General features: G+C 60.3%; 16 protein-coding genes. 11 read left to right on the forward strand and 5 right to left on the reverse strand.

Going from position 1 to position 18,846, the window contains the following annotated elements:
• The first annotated feature begins 167 nt into the window (after positions 1 to 167).
• The 7 genes from lepA (at position 168) to pdxJ (ending at position 6,440) form a co-directional block, all read left to right on the forward strand.
• Complete coding sequence (gene lepA / locus AC1Z24_RS06230; RefSeq protein WP_259098610.1) at positions 168 to 1,964, forward strand: translation elongation factor 4; 1,797 nt, start codon at positions 168 to 170, stop codon at positions 1,962 to 1,964.
• A 9-nt stretch (positions 1,965 to 1,973) separates the two neighbouring features.
• Complete coding sequence (gene lepB / locus AC1Z24_RS06235) at positions 1,974 to 2,828, forward strand: signal peptidase I (RefSeq protein ID WP_259098612.1); 855 nt, start codon at positions 1,974 to 1,976, stop codon at positions 2,826 to 2,828.
• 112 nt (positions 2,829 to 2,940) lie between these two features.
• Positions 2,941 to 3,312 carry a DUF4845 domain-containing protein gene (locus tag AC1Z24_RS06240; protein WP_483744955.1) on the forward strand — a complete coding sequence of 124 codons (372 nt, stop codon included), beginning with the start codon at positions 2,941 to 2,943 and terminating at the stop codon, positions 3,310 to 3,312.
• Positions 3,309 to 3,998, forward strand: coding sequence for a ribonuclease III (gene rnc, locus AC1Z24_RS06245; RefSeq protein WP_413302265.1), 690 nt, complete (start codon positions 3,309 to 3,311; stop codon positions 3,996 to 3,998). The genes AC1Z24_RS06240 and rnc overlap by 4 nt, the downstream gene beginning before the upstream one ends.
• Positions 3,991 to 4,893 carry a GTPase Era gene (era, locus tag AC1Z24_RS06250; RefSeq protein ID WP_483744956.1) on the forward strand — a complete coding sequence of 301 codons (903 nt, stop codon included), beginning with the start codon at positions 3,991 to 3,993 and terminating at the stop codon, positions 4,891 to 4,893. Before rnc ends, era begins: the two co-directional genes overlap by 8 nt.
• A gap of 72 nt (positions 4,894 to 4,965) precedes the next feature.
• The gene (gene recO, locus AC1Z24_RS06255; protein ID WP_483744957.1) at positions 4,966 to 5,649 is read left to right on the forward strand and encodes a DNA repair protein RecO; all 684 of its coding nucleotides are present in this window, start codon (positions 4,966 to 4,968) and stop codon (positions 5,647 to 5,649) included.
• 50 nt (positions 5,650 to 5,699) lie between these two features.
• Positions 5,700 to 6,440: a pyridoxine 5'-phosphate synthase gene (pdxJ, locus tag AC1Z24_RS06260; RefSeq protein ID WP_483744958.1), complete on the forward strand. Its 741-nt coding sequence runs from the start codon at positions 5,700 to 5,702 to the stop codon at positions 6,438 to 6,440.
• Positions 6,441 to 6,574: 134 nt separating this feature from the next.
• Here the strand turns inward: pdxJ and cmoB are convergent, their stop codons facing one another.
• The 4 genes from cmoB to lon all read right to left on the reverse strand — a co-directional run bounded on the left by cmoB (position 6,575) and on the right by lon (position 11,325).
• A complete protein-coding gene (gene cmoB / locus AC1Z24_RS06265; protein WP_483744959.1) occupies positions 6,575 to 7,534 on the reverse strand; it encodes a tRNA 5-methoxyuridine(34)/uridine 5-oxyacetic acid(34) synthase CmoB in 960 nt (319 codons plus the stop codon).
• Positions 7,531 to 8,274, reverse strand: coding sequence for a carboxy-S-adenosyl-L-methionine synthase CmoA (gene cmoA / locus AC1Z24_RS06270; protein WP_483744960.1), 744 nt, complete (start codon positions 8,272 to 8,274; stop codon positions 7,531 to 7,533). Before cmoA ends, cmoB begins: the two co-directional genes overlap by 4 nt.
• 85 nt (positions 8,275 to 8,359) lie before the next feature.
• Entirely contained in the window at positions 8,360 to 8,752 is a 393-nt protein-coding gene (locus AC1Z24_RS06275) for a protease inhibitor I42 family protein (protein ID WP_483744961.1), read from the reverse strand.
• 155 nt (positions 8,753 to 8,907) lie between these two features.
• Positions 8,908 to 11,325, reverse strand: coding sequence for an endopeptidase La (gene lon, locus AC1Z24_RS06280; protein WP_483744962.1), 2,418 nt, complete (start codon positions 11,323 to 11,325; stop codon positions 8,908 to 8,910).
• Positions 11,326 to 11,586: 261 nt separating this feature from the next.
• On the opposite strand from lon, the gene AC1Z24_RS06285 reads away from it, so the two are divergent.
• The 4 genes from AC1Z24_RS06285 (at position 11,587) to AC1Z24_RS06300 (ending at position 15,996) form a co-directional block, all read left to right on the forward strand.
• Positions 11,587 to 12,261 carry a methylamine utilization protein gene (locus tag AC1Z24_RS06285; protein ID WP_483746544.1) on the forward strand — a complete coding sequence of 225 codons (675 nt, stop codon included), beginning with the start codon at positions 11,587 to 11,589 and terminating at the stop codon, positions 12,259 to 12,261.
• Positions 12,258 to 14,612, forward strand: a complete 2,355-nt coding sequence (locus AC1Z24_RS06290; RefSeq protein WP_483744963.1) for a putative bifunctional diguanylate cyclase/phosphodiesterase — start codon at positions 12,258 to 12,260, stop codon at positions 14,610 to 14,612. Before AC1Z24_RS06285 ends, AC1Z24_RS06290 begins: the two co-directional genes overlap by 4 nt.
• Positions 14,613 to 14,704: 92 nt before the next feature.
• Positions 14,705 to 15,568: a DUF3034 family protein gene (locus tag AC1Z24_RS06295; RefSeq protein ID WP_259098631.1), complete on the forward strand. Its 864-nt coding sequence runs from the start codon at positions 14,705 to 14,707 to the stop codon at positions 15,566 to 15,568.
• Complete coding sequence (locus AC1Z24_RS06300) at positions 15,568 to 15,996, forward strand: group I truncated hemoglobin (protein WP_483744964.1); 429 nt, start codon at positions 15,568 to 15,570, stop codon at positions 15,994 to 15,996. Before AC1Z24_RS06295 ends, AC1Z24_RS06300 begins: the two co-directional genes overlap by 1 nt.
• A gap of 184 nt (positions 15,997 to 16,180) precedes the next feature.
• Here AC1Z24_RS06300 and AC1Z24_RS06305 read toward each other — a convergent pair whose 3' ends face one another.
• Entirely contained in the window at positions 16,181 to 18,592 is a 2,412-nt protein-coding gene (locus AC1Z24_RS06305) for a glucose/quinate/shikimate family membrane-bound PQQ-dependent dehydrogenase (protein ID WP_483744965.1), read from the reverse strand.
• Positions 18,593 to 18,846 lie beyond the last annotated feature (254 nt).

The raw sequence follows: 18,846 nt of genomic DNA on the forward strand, positions 1-18,846 counted from the left end.
GTAACAGGTACGAAAAAGGGCGGCGCGACCGCCCTTTTTTGTGCATGTCGCCTGAATCCCGACAGTCAGGGTCGCCACTTGACGTGACGCCCCAGTCTTCCTTCAGGTACAATTCCCGGCTATTTTTCGGCGGGCAATCTGCCTGCAACCTTTTTGAGTGTTGATCCGTGAGTGATTTGAGTCATATCCGCAATTTCTCCATCATCGCCCACATTGACCATGGCAAGTCGACGCTGGCCGACCGCTTCATCCAGATGTGCGGCGGCTTGACCGAGCGCGAAATGGAAGCGCAGGTGCTTGACTCCATGGACCTTGAGCGCGAGCGCGGGATCACCATCAAGGCCCATAGCGTAACGCTGTATTACACGGCCAAAGACGGCAAGACCTACCAGCTCAACTTCATCGACACCCCCGGTCACGTGGACTTCACCTATGAAGTCAGCCGTTCCCTGGCGGCGTGCGAGGGTGCGTTGCTGGTCGTCGATGCCGGTCAGGGCGTGGAGGCGCAATCCGTCGCCAACTGCTACACCGCTATCGAGCAAGGCCTTGAGGTCATGCCGGTACTGAACAAGATGGACTTGCCGCAGGCCGATCCGGACCGCGTCAAGGAAGAGATCGAGAAGATCATCGGCATCGATGCCACTGACGCTGTTGCATGCAGCGCCAAGAGCGGTATGGGCGTCGATGAGGTGTTGGAGCGTCTGGTCCAGACCATTCCGGCCCCGACCGGCAACATCGAAGACCCTTTGCAAGCGCTGATCATCGACTCCTGGTTCGACAACTACCTGGGCGTTGTGTCCCTGGTGCGCGTACGTCATGGCCGGGTCAAGAAAGGCGACAAGATCCTGGTCAAGTCCACTGGCAAGCTCCACTTGGTGGACAGCGTCGGTGTATTCAACCCCAAGCACAGCGCCACTGCCGACCTGAAAGCCGGTGAAGTAGGCTTCATCATCGCCGGTATCAAGGACATTCACGGTGCGCCGGTGGGTGACACCCTGACCCTGAGCACCACGCCGGACGTTGAAGTGCTGCCTGGCTTCAAACGCATCCAGCCGCAGGTCTATGCCGGTCTGTTTCCGGTCAGTTCCGAAGATTTCGAAGACTTCCGCGATGCCCTGCAAAAGCTCACGCTGAACGATTCGTCGCTGCAATATGCGCCGGAAAGCTCCGACGCACTGGGCTTCGGCTTCCGTTGCGGCTTCCTCGGCATGCTGCACATGGAGATCATCCAGGAGCGGCTGGAGCGCGAGTACGACCTGGACCTGATCACCACGGCACCAACGGTAATCTTCGAACTGGTCCTCAAGACCGGTGAAACGATCTACGTCGATAACCCGTCCAAACTTCCCGATCTGTCCAGCATCGAAGACATGCGCGAGCCGATCGTGCGGGCCAATATCCTGGTTCCGCAGGAACACCTGGGCAACGTTATTACCCTGTGTATCGAAAAGCGCGGCATCCAGCACGACATGCTGTTCCTCGGCACCCAGGTCCAGGTGACCTATGATCTGCCGATGAACGAAGTGGTTCTGGACTTCTTCGATCGCCTGAAGTCGACCAGCCGTGGCTACGCTTCGCTGGATTACCATTTCGATCGTTACCAGTCCGCCAACCTGGTGAAGCTGGATGTACTGATCAATGGTGACAAGGTCGATGCCCTGGCATTGATCGTGCACCGCGACAACGCGGCCTACAAAGGCCGGGCGTTGACGGAAAAGATGAAAGAATTGATCCCGCGGCAGATGTTCGACGTAGCGATCCAGGCCGCCATCGGTGGTCAGATCATTGCGCGGACAACCGTCAAGGCGCTCAGAAAGAACGTACTGGCTAAATGTTATGGCGGCGACGTCAGCCGTAAACGTAAATTGCTGGAAAAGCAAAAGGCCGGTAAGAAACGCATGAAGCAGGTCGGCAACGTGGAAATTCCACAGGAAGCCTTCCTTGCTGTGCTCAGGTTGGAATAGTCAGGTCCTATGTCACTAAATTTCCCGCTGTTGTTAGTCATCGCTGTATTCGTATGCGGTTTGCTGGCGCTGCTTGACCTGGTCTTTCTGGCGCCGCGCCGTCGGACCGCCATAGCGACTTACCAGGGCAGTGTCAGCCAACCGGATATCGCGGTCGTCGAGCGATTGAACAAAGAACCTCTGCTGGTTGAATACGGCAAGTCGTTCTTTCCGGTGTTGTTCATCGTGCTGGTGCTGCGTTCGTTTCTGGTCGAACCGTTCCAGATTCCTTCGGGGTCGATGAAGCCGACACTGGATGTGGGAGATTTCATCCTGGTGAACAAGTTCTCCTACGGTATTCGCCTGCCGGTCCTGGACCAGAAGGTGATTCCCGTCGGTGATCCGCAGCGTGGCGATGTGATGGTGTTCCGCTACCCAAGTGACCCCAGCGTGAACTACATCAAGCGCGTCGTCGGCCTGCCGGGCGACAAGATTCGCTACACCAGTGATAAGCGCCTGTTCGTTAACGACCAACTGGTCGCCAAACAGCTGCTGGGCACCGAGCCTGGCACCCTGGGCAGCGCCGAGCTGTATAAAGAGCAGTTGGGTGGTGTCGAGCATTTGATTCGTCAGGAAATGAGCCGCTACCGTGCGCCGCCTGATTCCGAGTGGACGGTGCCTGCCGCGCATTACTTCATGATGGGCGACAACCGCGACAACTCCAATGACAGCCGTTACTGGGATGATCCCAACATTCCCAAGGACGAGCTGGGCATGGTTCCGGACAAGAACATCGTCGGCAAGGCATTTGCCGTGTGGATGAGCTGGCCCGAGCCTAAACTGAGTCACCTGCCCAACTTCTCGCGGGTAGGGTTAATCAAATAATCAATGCGGCGCTGTCTGGACAGCGCCGTATGTCATTTCGGGTCGCTCGAAGCGCTGTCGCCGGTCAATAAACCTTGCCAGCTGAATTCACGGGCTATCCTTGGGGTCGAGTATGGCGTTCGCAAGTTCGCAAAAGGGTGTGTCTGCACTGGGCCTGCTGGTTTTCATTGCCCTGGCCGGGTTCGCGATCAACGTGGCATTCAAGGTTGGGCCGCATTACGCGCAGAACCTGCAGATAAAAAGAATCATCACCAGCATTGACCGTAATCAGACCGATATGACGGCCAGTGACTTTTATGACTATGTGGCCAAGGGCTTGCAGGTCAACGGTATTCAGGATGTGGATTTGAAAAAGGCTTTAAATGTCACGGCGCGGGACAACAAGATCCTCGCCCATTTGCAGTATGAACAGCGTGAACCTCTGATCCAGAATATCGATCTGGTGGTGAAGTTCGACCAAGAATTCAGCGTAGGTAAACCGTGAGCGTTTCCTTGAGTCGTCTGGAGCGTCAGCTCGGTTATACCTTCAAGGACCAGGAACTGATGGTCCTGGCCCTGACGCATCGCAGTTTTGCCGGTCGCAATAACGAGCGCCTGGAATTCCTCGGCGATGCGATCCTCAACTTCGTCGCCGGCGAGGCGCTGTTCGAGCGCTTCCCTCAGGCTCGTGAAGGTCAGTTGTCGCGTCTGCGGGCACGCCTGGTCAAGGGCGAGACCCTGGCCTTGCTGGCTCGCGGCTTCGATCTGGGCGAGTATCTGCGCCTGGGTTCCGGTGAGCTGAAGAGCGGTGGCTTCCGCCGCGAGTCGATCCTGGCCGATGCCCTGGAGGCGCTGATTGGCGCCATCTACCTGGACGCCGGTATGGAAATGGCCCGTGAACGCGTGCTGGCCTGGCTGACCACCGAGTTCGACAGCCTGACGCTGGTCGATACCAACAAGGATCCCAAGACCCGCCTTCAGGAATTCCTGCAGTCCCGTGCTTGCGAGCTGCCGCGCTACGAAGTTGTCGATATCCAGGGTGAACCGCATTGCCGGACGTTCTTCGTCGAATGCGAAGTGACCTTATTGAATGAAAAAAGCCGGGGCCAGGGTGTCAGCCGTCGTATTGCCGAACAGGTAGCGGCCGCTGCAGCACTGATCGCCCTTGGCGTGGAGAATGGCCATGACTGATACAACCGCAACACGCTGTGGCTATGTTGCCATCGTCGGCCGTCCCAACGTGGGCAAGTCCACGCTGCTGAACCATATCCTCGGGCAAAAACTGGCGATCACCTCGCGCAAGCCCCAGACCACGCGGCATAACATGCTGGGTATCAAGACCGAAGGCGCCGTGCAGGCGATCTACGTTGATACTCCCGGCATGCACAAGAACAACGAGAAAGCGCTCAATCGCTACATGAACAAGACTGCTTCGGCGGCGTTGAAAGACGTTGACGTCGTAATCTTCGTGGTTGACCGTACCCGCTGGACCGATGAGGACCAGCTTGTACTTGAGCGTGTGCAGTACGTTGAAGGCCCGGTGATCCTGGCCATCAACAAGACGGACCGCATTGAAGACAAGGGCGAGCTCATGCCGTACCTGGAGTGGTTGCAGGGCCAGTTGCCCAAGGCCTCCATCGTGCCGATCTCGGCCCAGCACGGACATAACCTCGAAGCGCTGGAAAGCCTGATCGCCGGTCATCTGCCGGAGAACGACCACTTCTTCCCGGAAGACCAGATCACTGACCGCAGCAGCCGCTTCCTGGCCGCCGAACTGGTCCGTGAGAAGATCATGCGCCAGCTGGGTGCCGAGCTGCCGTACCAGATCACCGTTGAAATCGAAGAGTTCAAGCAGCAGGGACGCACCTTGCATATCCATGCGCTGATCCTCGTCGAACGTGACGGCCAGAAGAAAATCATCATTGGCGACAAGGGCGAGCGCATCAAGCGTATCGGCAGTGACGCCCGCCGTGACATGGAAGTGCTGTTCGACTCCAAGGTCATGCTCAACCTCTGGGTCAAGGTCAAAGGCGGTTGGTCCGATGACGAGCGCGCCCTGCGTTCGCTGGGCTACGGCGACCTGTAACCCGATCCGGCCCGGGGACCCGTTGCGGTCCCCCGGCCCATCCTCTGCTTTCCTCGCGAATCGGCCCGAACCATGAGCGCTCCTGTCGCCCAACCTGCCTATGTATTGCACAGTCGGGCATACCGCGAGAACAGCGCCCTGGTCGATTTCCTCACGCCGCAAGGTCGCCTGCGCGCGGTACTGCGCAGCGCCAAGGGCAAGGCGGGCAGCCTGGCCCGGCCCTTTGTGCCGCTGGAAATCGAGTTTCGCGGTCGTGGCGAACTGAAAAACGTCGGGCGCATGGAAGCGGCGGGGGTGGCCAGCTGGATGGTTGGCGAAGCGTTGTTTAGCGGCCTCTATCTCAACGAATTGCTGATTCGTCTGCTGCCCGCCGAAGACCCTCATCCCGCCGTATTCGATCACTATGCCGCGACGCTCATAGCCTTGGCCGAAGGCCGTCCGCTGGAGCCTTTGCTGCGTTCGTTCGAATGGCGCCTGCTCGACGACCTGGGCTATGGCTTTGCTCTTGATATGGACATCAACGGTGAACCTCTCGCCGCCGATGGTCTCTACCGTCTGCAGGTGGATGCCGGGCTTGAGCGGGTCTATATGGTTCAGCCCGGTCTGTTCCAGGGCGTCGAACTGCAGGCCATGGCCGAAGCCGACTGGGATGCCCCCGGCGCACTGGCTGCGGCCAAGCGTCTGATGCGCCAGGCCTTGGCTGTACATCTGGGCGGCCGGCCATTAGTCAGCCGCGAATTGTTTCGCAAGCCGTAAGCAAGCTTTATGCTCTGCGACCTGTTCCGATCACTCTTCAGGAGACACCCGTGACTCAAAGCCCCCGCATTCTGCTTGGCGTGAACATCGACCACGTTGCCACCCTGCGTCAGGCCCGTGGCACTCGCTACCCGGACCCGGTCAAGGCGGCGCTGGACGCCGAAGAGGCGGGCGCCGATGGCATCACCGTGCACTTGCGTGAAGATCGTCGACACATTCAGGAGCGCGACGTGCTGCTGCTCAAGGATGTGCTGCAGACCCGCATGAACTTCGAGATGGGCGTGACCGAGGAAATGCTCGCCTTTGCCGAGCGTATTCGTCCGGCCCACGTCTGCCTGGTTCCGGAAACCCGTCAGGAACTGACCACCGAAGGCGGCCTGGATGTGGCCGGGCAAGAAGCGCGGATTCAGGCAGCGGTAGAGCGCCTGAGCAAGATCGGCTGTGAAGTGTCGCTGTTTATCGATGCCGACGAACGCCAGATCGCCGCCTCCAAGCGCGTCGGCGCCCCGGCCATCGAGCTGCACACCGGCCGCTATGCCGATGCCGAAACCCCGGTTGAAGTGGCTGAAGAGCTGAAGCGCATTGCCGATGGGGTGGCGTTTGGCGTCAGCCAGGGCCTGATCGTCAATGCCGGGCATGGCCTGCATTACCACAACGTCGAAGCCGTGGCGGCGATCAAGGGCATCAACGAACTGAACATCGGCCACGCCTTGGTGGCCCACGCGCTGTTCGTTGGCTTTAAAGCGGCGGTGAGCGAAATGAAGGCGTTGATTCTGGCGGCTGCGCGCTGAGGCTGACGCCCCCATTTGAATTGAAATGATCTGTGGGAGTGAGGCTTGCCCGCGAAGATGGTTCTTCCGCTAAAAGGATGTTGCGGATGTAATGGCATCTTCGCGGGCAAGCCACGCTCCCACAGGGTCCGGTGTCAGGGCTTGCGCCCAACAATCACCGCGCGCATCGGCGCTGGCAGGCCTTCCACGGTCTTGCTGTGATCTTCAGGGTCGAGGAAGTCCCCCAGGGACTGATAACGCATCCATTCGGTACTGCGCTGTTCTTCCACCGTGGTGACGCTGACATCGACACAGCGCACATCAACAAACCCGGCACGCCTTAGCCACAGCTCAAGCGCCGGGACCGACGGCAGAAACCAGACGTTACGCATCTGCGAATAACGGTCTTCCGGCACCAGTACCTGGTGCACATCGCCTTCCACCACCATGGTTTCCAGCACCAGTTCGCCGCCCTTGACCAAGCAGTCCTTCAGGGCCAGCAAATGGTCGATGGGGGACTTGCGGTGATACAGCACGCCCATGGAAAACACTGTGTCGAACCCTTCCAGCCGTGCTGGCAGGTCTTCCAGAGCGAAGGGCAGGTGCCAGGCGGGCAGATCCGGCAGGTAGCGCTGCATGGCCTGGAACTGGCAGAAGAACAGCCAGTTCGGGTCGACGCCAATCACGCTCTCGGCACCGGCGCCGAGCATGCGCCATTGGTAATAACCGTTGCCGCAGCCGACATCGAGGACGCGCTTGCCTTTGAGATCGAGGTGCGGCGACACCCGCGACCACTTCCAGTCCGAGCGCCATTCGGTGTCGATATGCACACCGAACAGGTTGAACGGCCCCTTGCGCCACGGCGACAGCCCCATCAGGGCCTGACGCAATTGCGTGCGGGTTTCGCCGTCGCAGTCCGCATTCAGAGTGAAGCTGTCGGCCAACTCAACCTGGCTCGGCAGCAAGTTCGGCAGCGCATCCAGTGCACCTTGCCAGCGTTCGAGGTCGCCGTGGCCCTTGTCCATCTTGGCATCGAGTTGGGCTTGCAGGCCTTTGGCCCAGTCAGCCAGAGGGGTGCCCGCCAGGCGGCGGACCAGAGGAGCGAGATCGATCATGGCAGGGCAATCAACGAGGCAAAGTTAAGGCATTGGAACCAGGGCACGACTTTCGAGAAGCCGGCAGCGAGCAGGCGTTCCCGGTGGTCTTCAAGGCTGTCGGGTTTCATCACGTTCTCGATGGCACTGCGCTTCTGGGCAATTTCCAGTTCGCTGTAGCCATTGGCGCGCTTGAAGGCGATATGCAGGTCGGTGAGCAGGGCATGTTCCTGTTCATCGTTGAAGCGCAGTTTTTCCGAGAGGATCAACGCACCGCCGGGTACCAGGGATTGGCGAATCCGCCCGAGCAGTTCCAGGCGCTGTGGCGGCGGAATGAATTGCAGGGTGAAGTTCAGCGCCACCACCGAGGCCGGCTTGAATTCCAGAGCGAGGATATCGCCGTCGATCACCTCCACCGGTAGCAGCTCCTGAAACATCGAATCCTGGGCATTGAGGTACTGGCGGCAACGCTCGACCATGGCCGCAGAGTTATCCACCGCGATGACCCGGCAGCCATCGGTACGCACATGGCGACGCAGGGCCTGGGTTACCGCACCCAGCGAACTACCCAGGTCATACAGCAGGGTGTCCGGCTGGGCGAATTGCGCGGCGAGCACGCCGAGGTTCTCGACAATGGTCGGATAGCCCGGCACAGAGCGCTTGATCATGTCCGGAAAGACCCTGACCACGTCTTCGTTGAAGGCGAAGTCCGGCACTTGGGCCAGGGGCTGGGCGAATATGCGGTCGGGTTCTTTGCTCACGGCGATTCCGGCGATGGATCAGAAAGGGCGGCATTTTAGCCAAATTGATCTGGCGATGCGCGCACTGTCTGATGCTGGCGGATGATCAGTCGACTTTGATCGGGCAGTCGAACACCTGCGCCGAGGGTTCTTCTGGCGCCCAGGGCTGTTGGTAGGTCAGGCGCAGGCGGCCGCTGCCGGAGGCAAAGGCCTGGAAACGCCAGGTCGAGATACCGGAGGCACCGAGCAGGTCAGAGGCGTCCGGGTTGTGATAGACCTCAGGGCCGAGGCTGCGCAACACGCCGCCCGCTGAGTCCTGAATGGCCCAGCGGTAACCGGTGGCGGGGGAGCTGGGCAGGCTGAGGATCAGGTTTTGCCCGTTTTTGAGCTGGATGGGGCAGTCAGTCTGTTTTTCCAGAGTGACATTCTGCCGTGGCTGCTGAGCGCAGGCAGCAAGCAGGGCCAGGCTCAGGGGAGCGATCAGGCGAAATGGGGTCATGGAGCCTCCAGGCGGACACGATGGCAGGAGCATAACCGATGAGGGATTTGTCCGGGGAGTGCAGAACTGCGGGTAACCCGTGGGACCGGCTTTAGCCGGGAATATGCCTTCCCGGCTAAAGCCAGTCCCACAGGTACCAGTCCAATCCAGATGATTTAGAACAGCACCTTCGCCACATCCGTAAAGCGCTTGGCGAAGTGTACGGTAATGCCTTCCTTAAGGTAGTCCGGCAGTTCTTCGAAGTCGCCGCGGTTAGGCTCAGGCAGGATCAGTTCGTTGATCTTCTGCCGCCGCGCCGCGATGACTTTCTCCCGTACGCCGCCAATCGGCAGGACATGCCCGGTCAGGGTCAACTCGCCGGTCATGGCCACGCCTTTCTTCGGCGCCTGGTTGCGGGCCAGCGACAGCAGGGCGCTGGCCATGGTCACACCGGCACTTGGGCCGTCTTTGGGCGTAGCACCTTCAGGAACGTGCAGGTGCACGAAGGCTTCATCGAAGAACTTGGCATCGCCGCCAAACTTCGCCAGATTGGAACTGACATAGCTGTAGGCAATTTCCGCAGACTCTTTCATCACATCACCCAGCTGGCCGGTGAGCTTGAAGCCGCGGTTCAGTGTGTGGATGCGGGTCGCTTCGATCGGCAGGGTCGAGCCGCCCATGCTGGTCCAGGCCAAGCCCGTGATGACGCCGGTGCCGGAAAGCACCTGCTCGTTACGGAACACCGGCATGCCCAAGGCTGCTTCCAAGTCCTTGGGGCCGACCTTGATCACCGAGTCCGGGTTATCCAGCAACTTGACCACGGCCTTGCGCACCACCTTGCTCAATTGCTTCTCAAGCTGACGCACCCCGGCTTCACGGGCATAACCGTCGATCACGGCCTTGAGGGCCACGTCGCTGATGGACAGGCTGGTCTTGGCCACACCGGCCTTTTCCAGCTGCTTGGGCCACAGGTGTTTCTTGGCAATGGCGACTTTTTCTTCGGTGATGTAGCCGGACAGACGAATGATTTCCATGCGGTCCAGCAACGGGCCGGGGATCGAGTCCAGCGTGTTGGCGGTGCAGATAAACAGCACTTTCGACAGGTCCAGGCGCAGGTCCAGGTAATGATCGAGGAATTCGACGTTCTGTTCCGGGTCCAGGGTTTCCAGCAGGGCCGACGCCGGATCGCCCTGGTAGCTCTGACCCATCTTGTCGATTTCGTCGAGCATGATCACCGGGTTCATCACCTCCACGTCTTTCAACGCCTGCACCAGCTTGCCCGGTTGGGCGCCAATGTAGGTGCGGCGGTGGCCCTTGATCTCGGCTTCGTCACGCATGCCGCCGACGCTCAGGCGATAGAACGGCCGGCCCAGGGATTCGGCGATGGAGCGTCCGACACTGGTCTTGCCCACGCCCGGCGGCCCGACCAGCAATACGATGGAACCGCTGATCTCGCCTTTGTAGGCGCCGACCGCGAGGAATTCGATGATCCGCGCTTTGATGTCATCGAGCCCGGCATGGTGCTGGTCGAGCACCTTGCGCGCGTGCTTGAGGTCGAGCTTGTCCTTGCCGTAGATGCCCCATGGCACTGAGCTGGCCCAATCCAGGTAGTTGCGGGTCACGGCGTACTCCGGCGAACCGGTTTCGAGGATCTTCAGCTTGCCCAGTTCTTCGTCGATGCGTTTCTGCGCCTGGGCGGGCAGGACCTTGCCGACCATGCGCTGTTCGAACTGTTCGATATCGGCCTGGCGGTCGTCCTTGCTCAGGCCCAGCTCTTGCTGGATGACCTTGAGCTGCTCTTTAAGGAAGAACTGGCGCTGGTGCTCGCCGATCTTGCGATTGACCTCTGCAGAGATCTCCTGCTGCAGGCGCGCAACCTCGACTTCCTTGCGCAGCATCGGCAAGACTTTTTCCATGCGCTTGAGCATCGGCACGCAATCGAGCACCTGCTGCAGGTCGGCGCCCTTGGCGGACGTCAGGGCGGCGGCAAAGTCGGTCAGCGGCGAGGGATCGTTGGGGCTGAAGCGATTCAGGTAGTTTTTCAACTCTTCGCTGTACAGCGGGTTGAGCGGCAGCAGTTCCTTGATCGCGTTGATCAGGGCCATGCCGTAGGCCTTGACCTCATCGGTGGCTTCGTTGGACTGCTGCGGGTATTCCACTTCCACCAGATAAGGCGGGCGATGGTGCTTGAGCCAGGTGCGAATGCGTACGCGGCTCAGGCCCTGGGCGACGAATTGCAGCTTGCCGTTCTCGCGGCTGGCGTGGTGCACCTTGACCAGCGTGCCGTACTCCGGCATCGCTGCAGTGTTGAGGTGGCGCGGGTCGTCGGACGCCGAGTCCATGAAGAACAGGGCCAGGGAGTGGTGCTCGGACTTGCTCACCAGTTCCAGGGTCTCGGCCCACGGCTCTTCGTTGACGATCACCGGCAACACTTGCGCGGGAAAGAACGGCCGGTTGTGGATCGGGATGATGTAGACCTTGTCCGGAAGATTTTGCCCCGGCAGGGCAAGAGAGGTGCTGTCGGAGCTCAGGGTAACTTCGTGCTCGTGATCGTCTTCGGGCACATTCTGTGAGTCTGCTTGCTGGTCGCTCATGGGGCACCTGCATAATTGAACATGGTCCTTAGATGGGGCAACTAGGCTCAGGTTTCAATGGTCGCTGCCGATAGCATCGAAGACAGGGGCGAGTTTGGCGAAAACGCGCGCAAAGGCTGACCTTTAGTCAGCAATGGCTTAATGCCACTTTTATAAGGCGTGAACTTATTTGCATCGCCAGCTAATCTGGGTCCCACGTGTTTTCACCGCCAAGGCTGGCTTTATCATTTCCGGCTTTGCCGTTGCGGATTGGAACTCATGATGATCAACGCATTTTCCTCGGCGTACCTCGCTGGACTGTTGATGTTGTCTGCTGCAACGGCTTCGGCCGCTACCTTTAATGCCCGGATCAACGATCAGCAAGGCCAGCCATTGTCCGGCGCCGTGCTGACCCTGAAAGGGCCTGCTGGAACCGCGCCACTGGTGCTCAAGGCCGACATGGACCAGCGCGACAAGGAATTTGTCCCGCGCGTGCTGGCAGTACACACCGGCACCCAGGTCAAGTTTCCCAATAGCGACAATATTCGTCATCAGGTGTATTCCTTTTCCCCGGCCAAGCGCTTCGAACTGCGTCTGTACGAAGGCACGCCTTCGGACCCGCTGCTGTTTGACAAGGCGGGCATCGTGGTGCTGGGCTGCAATATTCATGACTGGATGCTCGGTTATATCTATGTCACCGACGAGCCGTGGTTCGGCGTCAGTGATGCCAAGGGCGCGCTCAAATTCGACCAGGTTCCGGCCGGTCATTACACCGCGACCCTGTGGCACCCCCAAGTGGCAGACATGCAACCCATCGCTGCGGGCGAGTTCGACGTTCCGGCTGCGGGTCTGAGCCAGACGTTCAGCCTGGCTGTTCAACCCAAGAGCGACGATACCCCCAAGGCGCCAGCGCCCAGCGCTTTCGGTGATGCCTTCAAGAAAGCTGCCACGCCATGAACCTGCGGACCAGCTTTCAGGCACGCATTGCCAGCGTTCTAATCGTCCTGTTGCTGGTCGTCATCGGTGCGTTGTTCTTTGCCGTCAAGGTCGCAACCGGCGATGCCGTGCAGCGTCAGGCTCGCGAGCAACTGGAGGTGGGTACCCGTGTGTTCGAAGGCTTGCTGGATATCCGCGGCAAGCGTTTGAGCGATGCGGTGCAGTTGCTGGCGACGGATTTCGGATTTCGCGATGCGGTGGCCAGTGCCGACTCAGCCACCATCCGTTCGGTGCTGCTCAATCACGGTGCGCGGATCAATGCCAGCGACATGTTCCTGCTGGGCATGGATGGCAAAGTGATTTCCAGTACTGTGGCCGAGATTCCCGAGGGCTCGCGGTTTCGTTTCGACAAGCCGCTGCGTGACGCGAAAAACAACAAGCAGGCCATGTTGATCGTGCCGTTGCAGGGCAAGCCGCACCTGTTGGTCGAGAGTACAGTGCTGGCGCCGCTGCCCATCGGTCGGGTGGTCATGGGTTTTGCCATGGACGTCGATTTCGCCCAGGAACTGCGCTCGCTCAGCGGCCTTGAGGTGTCGTTCCTGGCGGTGGAAAAGTCCCATCCGGGGCAATTGATCAGCACCTTGCCTGATAACCTGCACAACAGCCTGATCGAGTTGATGCTCAAGGCCCCGCAAAGCCAGATGAAGATGAGCGAGCATGGCGAGCTGAACTTCCTCAGTCAGTCGCTGATGCTGGCCAACGTGGTCAGCGACGGTAGCGAACAGGTCATCGCCTTGCTGCAAAGCCCGCTGGATCAGGCGCTGCAGGCGTTCGTGCCACTGGACGAAAACATTTTCTGGATCACCCTGGCAGCCTTGATTGCCTCGCTGATCGGTACGTTGCTGCTGGCACGTAGCGTGTCGTTGCCGGTCCAGGCCCTGGCCCTGGCAGCCAAACGCATTGGCGATGGCGACTATGCCACGCCGGTGATCATGAAGCGCAGCGACGAGTTGGGTATGCTGGCCGGTGCCATCAACCATATGCAACACGGTATTGCCGTTCGCGAAAGCCAGTTGGCGCACAACGCCCTGCATGACGTACTCACCGGTCTGCCCAACCGTGCCCTGGTGCTGGAGCGCCTGGGCAGCGCCATTTCCGCCGAACGTCCGGTGGCCCTGTTGTACCTGGGGATCGACAATTTCCGCGCCATTCGCGACGGTATCGGCGCCGAGGGCATCGACCTCTTGCTGCAGGAAGTCGGTCAGCGCCTGCAAGACACGGTGCGTTCCGGCGATACCGTGGCGCGCCTGAACGCCGATGAATTCTTGCTGCTGCTCGATCAGACCGGCAGCGAAGGCGCGGTCGGTGTGGCTGACCAGTTGCAGCGTATGCTCAGTGACATCCAGCGCGTCGACAGCCATGACATCAGCCTGGATCCCTGCATCGGTATTGCCAGTTACCCGGACAATGGCGATGCGCCCCAGGAACTGCTCCAGCGCGCCGCCATTGCCCGCCAGGATGCCAGCAACCTGCCGGGCCGCCTGCAGATCTACGAAGATGGCCGCGACCTCGAGCATCAGCGCCAGATCACTCTGATTCGCGACCTGCGCAAGGCCGCGCGCAACGGCGAACTGCACCTGCACTACCAGCCCAAGCTGGATATCCGCCAGGGTCAGGTGCGTCAGGCCGAGGCCTTGCTGCGCTGGAATCACCCGCAGTTCGGCAATGTTTCGCCTGCTGAATTCATCACCCTGGCCGAGCGCACCGGCAGCATTCAGATCCTCACCAACTGGGTGATCGAAGAAGCCATGCGTCAGTTGGCCGAATGGTCACGGCGCGGATTGCAGATTCAAGTTTCCGTGAATATTTCCGCCGATGACCTGCTCATCGGCGATCTGTCGGATCGGGTCAATGGTTTGCTCAAGATGTATCGGGTGCCGGCCGAACAACTGGTATTCGAGATCACTGAAAGTGCCGTGATGCGCGAGCCGGAGCAGGCTCTCAAGGTGCTAAACCGTCTGCGTGAATGCGGCATCAGTTTGTCCGTCGACGATTTCGGCACCGGCTACTCTTCATTGGCACACCTCAAGCGCCTGCCGGTGCAGGAACTGAAAATCGACCAGTCATTCGTGCGCAACCTGGATGAAACCAGCGAGGACGCGGTGATTGTTCGTTCGACCATCGAAATGAGCCACAACCTGGGGCTCAAGGTGGTGGCCGAAGGTGTCGAGTACGAGCACAGCCTGCGTCTGTTGGAACGCTGGCATTGCGACACAGCCCAAGGCTACCTGATCAGCCGGCCGCTATCGGCTGCCGCGTTCGAGGCCTGGATGGCCAAGCCGCTGACGGCACCAAGCATCATGGTGCATTAGCACGGCAAGTCTGGAAGGTTTTAATGCAGTAAGGCGGTGACTGACCCCGTTCGTCGAGGGGAACGCCTATTTTTGAAACAGGACGCTTGGTTATGCAGTACAAACTCCCGTTGTTGTTGGGCTGTGTGTTGGGAATCTCGACACCCTTGGCCGAGGCTGATAATGGCCGACTGATCGCTACCGGTGGCGCGACCAGTATTGAGGGTGGTGCCGGCGGCGGGGTTATTCCCTGGGCCGTGCTGACCGGTTATGGCGATGAAGGCGAATGGGGCGCGAGCGCATTCGCGACTCATGTCAATCTGCCGGATTACACCCTGGATGTGGCCGGTATGGCGGCGTCCTACGGTAACCGTGTGGAACTCTCCTACGCCCATCAGCGATTCGATCTGGGCACTCTGGTGCACAAGCTCAGCCTGCCGGATGACAACCTGTCCCAGGACATCTTCGGGGTCAAGGTGCGCCTGTTCGGCGACCTGATCTACGACAACCTGCCTCAGGTTTCCCTGGGTCTGGAATACAAGCATCAGAACGACTTCCTGATTCCCAGCCTGGTCGGCGCCAAGCGTGACTCGGATGTGGAAGGCTACCTGACCGCCAGCCGTCTGTTCATGGGTGCGGCCTTTGGCTACAACGTCGTGGTCAACGGCGGCGTGCGCTACAGCCGGGCCAATGAAACCGGCTTGCTGGGCTTCGGCGGTGACCGCCGCGACAGCCGCAGCCTGCTCAAGGAAGGCGGCGTGGCCGTGCTGTTCAACCCGCACTGGGCCTTGGGCATGGACTACCGGGAAAAGCCCGACAACCTGTCTTTTGCCGGAGAAAGCGACTGGGTCGATCTGTTCGTCGGCTACTTCCCCAACAAACACGTTTCTTTTGTCCTGGCCTACGCGCGCCTGGGTGAGATCGCCACCCTGGATAACCAGAACGGCACTTATCTTTCCGTTCAGGGGAGTTTCTGATGCGTGCCCTGCGTCTGTTGCCCTGCCTGGTCCTGGCCCTGCTGGCCGCCTGCGCCCAGCAACCGCCCAAGGATGACAGCCTGTATCAAGACCTCGGCCAGCGTGCCGGCATCCAGCGCATCGTCGAAGGCATGCTGCTGAACATTGCCAGGGACGAACGTATCGTCGAGCGCTTTCGCAAGATCGATATCGAGCGCCTGCGTGACAAACTGGTCGAACAGTTCTGCGTCGAAGCAGGCGGCCCTTGTCGCTATACCGGCAGCGATATGGCCGAAGCACACAAGGGCCAGAAGTTGACCCCCAGCGACTTCAACGCCCTGGTGGAAGACCTGATCGACTCGATGAACGCGCAGAAGATCCCGGTGCCGGTGCAGAACCGTTTGATCGCACGGCTGGCGCCGATGCGGGGGGATGTTATCAATAAGTGACCGGCCTTTATCAAACAACACATAACTGGTTTTTGTGGGACCGGCTTTAGCCGGGAAGGCGTTGGTACAGACGATGGAGATGCGTCAGCAGCACCGCCCCTTTCCCGGCTAAAGCCGGTCCCACCGTGTGCGCCACAAAAAACGGCCATCGAAAGATGGCCGCCTTTTTCACGTCAGTCCTGCCTCAATCCGGCAGTTTGTACGCCATCACATAGTCACCCTGCTTCGTCCCAAGCGACCCATGACCACCGGCCACGACCAGCACGTACTGCTTGCCGTCCTTGCCGGTGTAGGTCATTGGCGTGGTCTGGGCGCCTGCAGGCAGGCGGCCTTCCCACAGTTGCTTGCCGTTGCGCAGGTCATAAGCGCGCAGGAACTGGTCCAGGCTGCCGCTCATGAAACCTACGCCACTGGCAGTGGTAAAGGTCCCGCCCAGGCTCGGTACGCCCATGGTCAGGGGCAGGGGCACGGGCGAGCTGTCACGCACCGTACCGTTCTTGTGTTTCCACAGGGTCTGGTGAGTGGTCAGGTCCACGGCGGCAACATAACCCCAGGCTGGCGCCTGGCAAGGCAGGCCCAGTGGCGACAGCAACGCTTCGAGGATCACACCATAAGGCGTGCCCTTGTTCGGCTGTACGCCTTCGGTTTCGCTCTTGCGACCTGGCCCGCCCTCGACCTCGGCGGCCGGTACCAGTTTTGAGCGGAAGGCCATGTAGTCCGGGTTGACGAAGGCGATCTGGCGCACCGGATCGACCGAAATACCGCCCCAGTCAAACACGCCGAAGTTGCCCGGATAGACGATCGAGCCTTGCAGCGACGGCGGGGTAAAGGCGCCGTCATAGCGCAGTGACTTGAAGTCGATACGGCACAGGGCCTGATCAAAAGGTGTGACGCCCCACATGTCGCGTTCCTTCAGCGGCGGCGGCATGAAGTTGAGGTCGGACTTGGGTTGGGTCGGCGACGTGTGATCACCGGCGACCGCGCCCTGGGGCACCGGCACTTCGTTGATCGGCACGATCGGCTGGCCGGTGCTGCGGTCCAGCACATAGATGCTGCCTTGCTTGGTCGAAGCCATAACGGCCGGCTTCACGCCTTCGGCGGTCTTCATGTCGATCAGGGTTGGCTGACCACCGACGTCCATGTCCCACAGGTCATGGTGAGTGAACTGGAACGTCCAGCGCACATGGCCAGTGGCGATATCCAGGGCCGTCAGGCCGGCACTGAATTTCTCCGAGGCCGGGGTGCGATTGCCGCCCCACTGGTCGGGTGTCTGGTTGCCCATGGGCAGGTAAAGCATGCCGAGTTTTTCATCGACGCTGAACATGGACCACATGTTCGGCGAGTTGCGTGTGTAGGTCTTGCCCGGCGCGATGGGCGTGGTGTCGTCCGGATTGCCGCTGTCCCAGTTCCACACCAGGCGCCCGGTGTGCACGTCGAAGGCACGGATGACCCCGGACGGCTCGTCATTGGAAACGTTATCGGTCACGTGGCCGCCGATCACCACCAGGTCACGAGTGACAGCCGGTGGCGAGGTGGAGTAGTAACCGCCCGGCGCGAAGGTGCCGATATTGGCACCCAGGTCGATCTGGCCCTTGTCGCCGAAGTCTTCGCAGACCTTGCCGGTGTCGGCGTTCAGGGCGATCAGGCGAGTGTCGGCCGTAGGCAGGAACAGACGGCGCGGACATGAGCTGGCGCTGGCGGTGGTCGCCGGGCTTTGCGCGGGAGCGGCAGGCGCAGCGGCGTAGGTGGCGTCATCGTGATAGGCCACGCCACGGCAGGTCATGTGCGCCCAGCCTTTGAAGTTGGCAGCCTTCTGGGTGCTGATTTTAGGATCGTAGCGCCACAGTTCCTTGCCCGAGTCCGGGTCCAGGGCAATCACCTGGCTGTGTGGCGTGCAGACATAAAGCATGTTGTTGACCTTGAGCGGAGTGTTCTCCGCCGTGGTCTCGCCAGGGTCGCCGGGCCCGGGGATATCGCCGGTGCGGAAAGTCCAGGCCGGCACCAGCTTGTGGGCGTTGTCCGGGGTGATCTGCGCCAAAGGCGAGTAGCGATCACCGAAGGCGGTACGACCGTAGGATTGCCAGTCGCCATCGGGCATGGCCGGGGCGGCGCTGGTGGTGCCTGCGGTATCGCGGTCCAACTGGCCCTTGATCTCGCCGGGATTGGTGAACTGGCTGGCGACGGCCGCAGCACCGGCCAGTACGACCGCTATGGTCAGGCCACCGGTAGCCATGCCCCCCGGCTGCCCCATCAGCAGCGGACGGCGGAGCCATGGCAGCAACAGGACCACGCCAATGGCGAACCACAAGGCCAGACGCGGCACCAGTTGCCACCAGTCCAGGCCGACTTCCCACAAGGCCCAGACGGTGCTGGCGAACAGCAGCACGGCATACAGGCTCAAGGCCGAGCGGCGGCCCAGGACCAGCAGTACGCCGGTGATTGTGAAGCCGATCCCGGCGATCAGGTAGTACAGCGAGCCACCCAATTGGCTCAGGCGTATGCCCAATGCCAGCAAGGCCAGGCCCATCAGCACGATTACCACGCCTAGCAGGGTCGGCAGCAGGCGATTTCTACTCAAGGCACCGTCAGTGCTCATAGTGTGAATCTCCGAAAAAATTGAATGTCGCTTTATTCTTTTGGCCGGGGCGTCAGACACCGTTAAGCCGTACTTTTGACGCTAGTTCGTGACGAGGCTGAATGACAGGCAAAATCAACCGTTGGTCAGAACGTTGCGCATGGTTGCGGGCGCCAGTTTGGTGCGGCGTTGTTTGATAGGCATCCGCGTGCGGCCAGAGTTCATGAAGCGGGCTGATTTAACGGCGCGGCTTGCGCTTGGACGGCAACGACCCT

This window comes from Pseudomonas sp. JL23, assembly GCF_056933585.1.

What these genes read in the sequence shown, in the direction of transcription:
- lepB (WP_259098612.1), top strand. Translation starts at nt 1,974, where the DNA reads ATGTCACTAAATTTCCCGCTGTTGTTAGTCATCGCTGTATTCGTATGC.
- AC1Z24_RS06240 (WP_483744955.1), top strand. Translation starts at nt 2,941, where the DNA reads ATGGCGTTCGCAAGTTCGCAAAAGGGTGTGTCTGCACTGGGCCTGCTG.
- era (WP_483744956.1), top strand. Translation starts at nt 3,991, where the DNA reads ATGACTGATACAACCGCAACACGCTGTGGCTATGTTGCCATCGTCGGC.
- recO (WP_483744957.1), top strand. Translation starts at nt 4,966, where the DNA reads ATGAGCGCTCCTGTCGCCCAACCTGCCTATGTATTGCACAGTCGGGCA.
- cmoB (WP_483744959.1), bottom strand. Translation starts at nt 7,534, where the DNA reads ATGATCGATCTCGCTCCTCTGGTCCGCCGCCTGGCGGGCACCCCTCTG.
- AC1Z24_RS06275 (WP_483744961.1), bottom strand. Translation starts at nt 8,752, where the DNA reads ATGACCCCATTTCGCCTGATCGCTCCCCTGAGCCTGGCCCTGCTTGCT.
- lon (WP_483744962.1), bottom strand. Translation starts at nt 11,325, where the DNA reads ATGAGCGACCAGCAAGCAGACTCACAGAATGTGCCCGAAGACGATCAC.
- AC1Z24_RS06285 (WP_483746544.1), top strand. Translation starts at nt 11,587, where the DNA reads ATGATCAACGCATTTTCCTCGGCGTACCTCGCTGGACTGTTGATGTTG.
- AC1Z24_RS06290 (WP_483744963.1), top strand. Translation starts at nt 12,258, where the DNA reads ATGAACCTGCGGACCAGCTTTCAGGCACGCATTGCCAGCGTTCTAATC.
- AC1Z24_RS06295 (WP_259098631.1), top strand. Translation starts at nt 14,705, where the DNA reads ATGCAGTACAAACTCCCGTTGTTGTTGGGCTGTGTGTTGGGAATCTCG.
- AC1Z24_RS06300 (WP_483744964.1), top strand. Translation starts at nt 15,568, where the DNA reads ATGCGTGCCCTGCGTCTGTTGCCCTGCCTGGTCCTGGCCCTGCTGGCC.
- AC1Z24_RS06305 (WP_483744965.1), bottom strand. Translation starts at nt 18,592, where the DNA reads ATGAGCACTGACGGTGCCTTGAGTAGAAATCGCCTGCTGCCGACCCTG.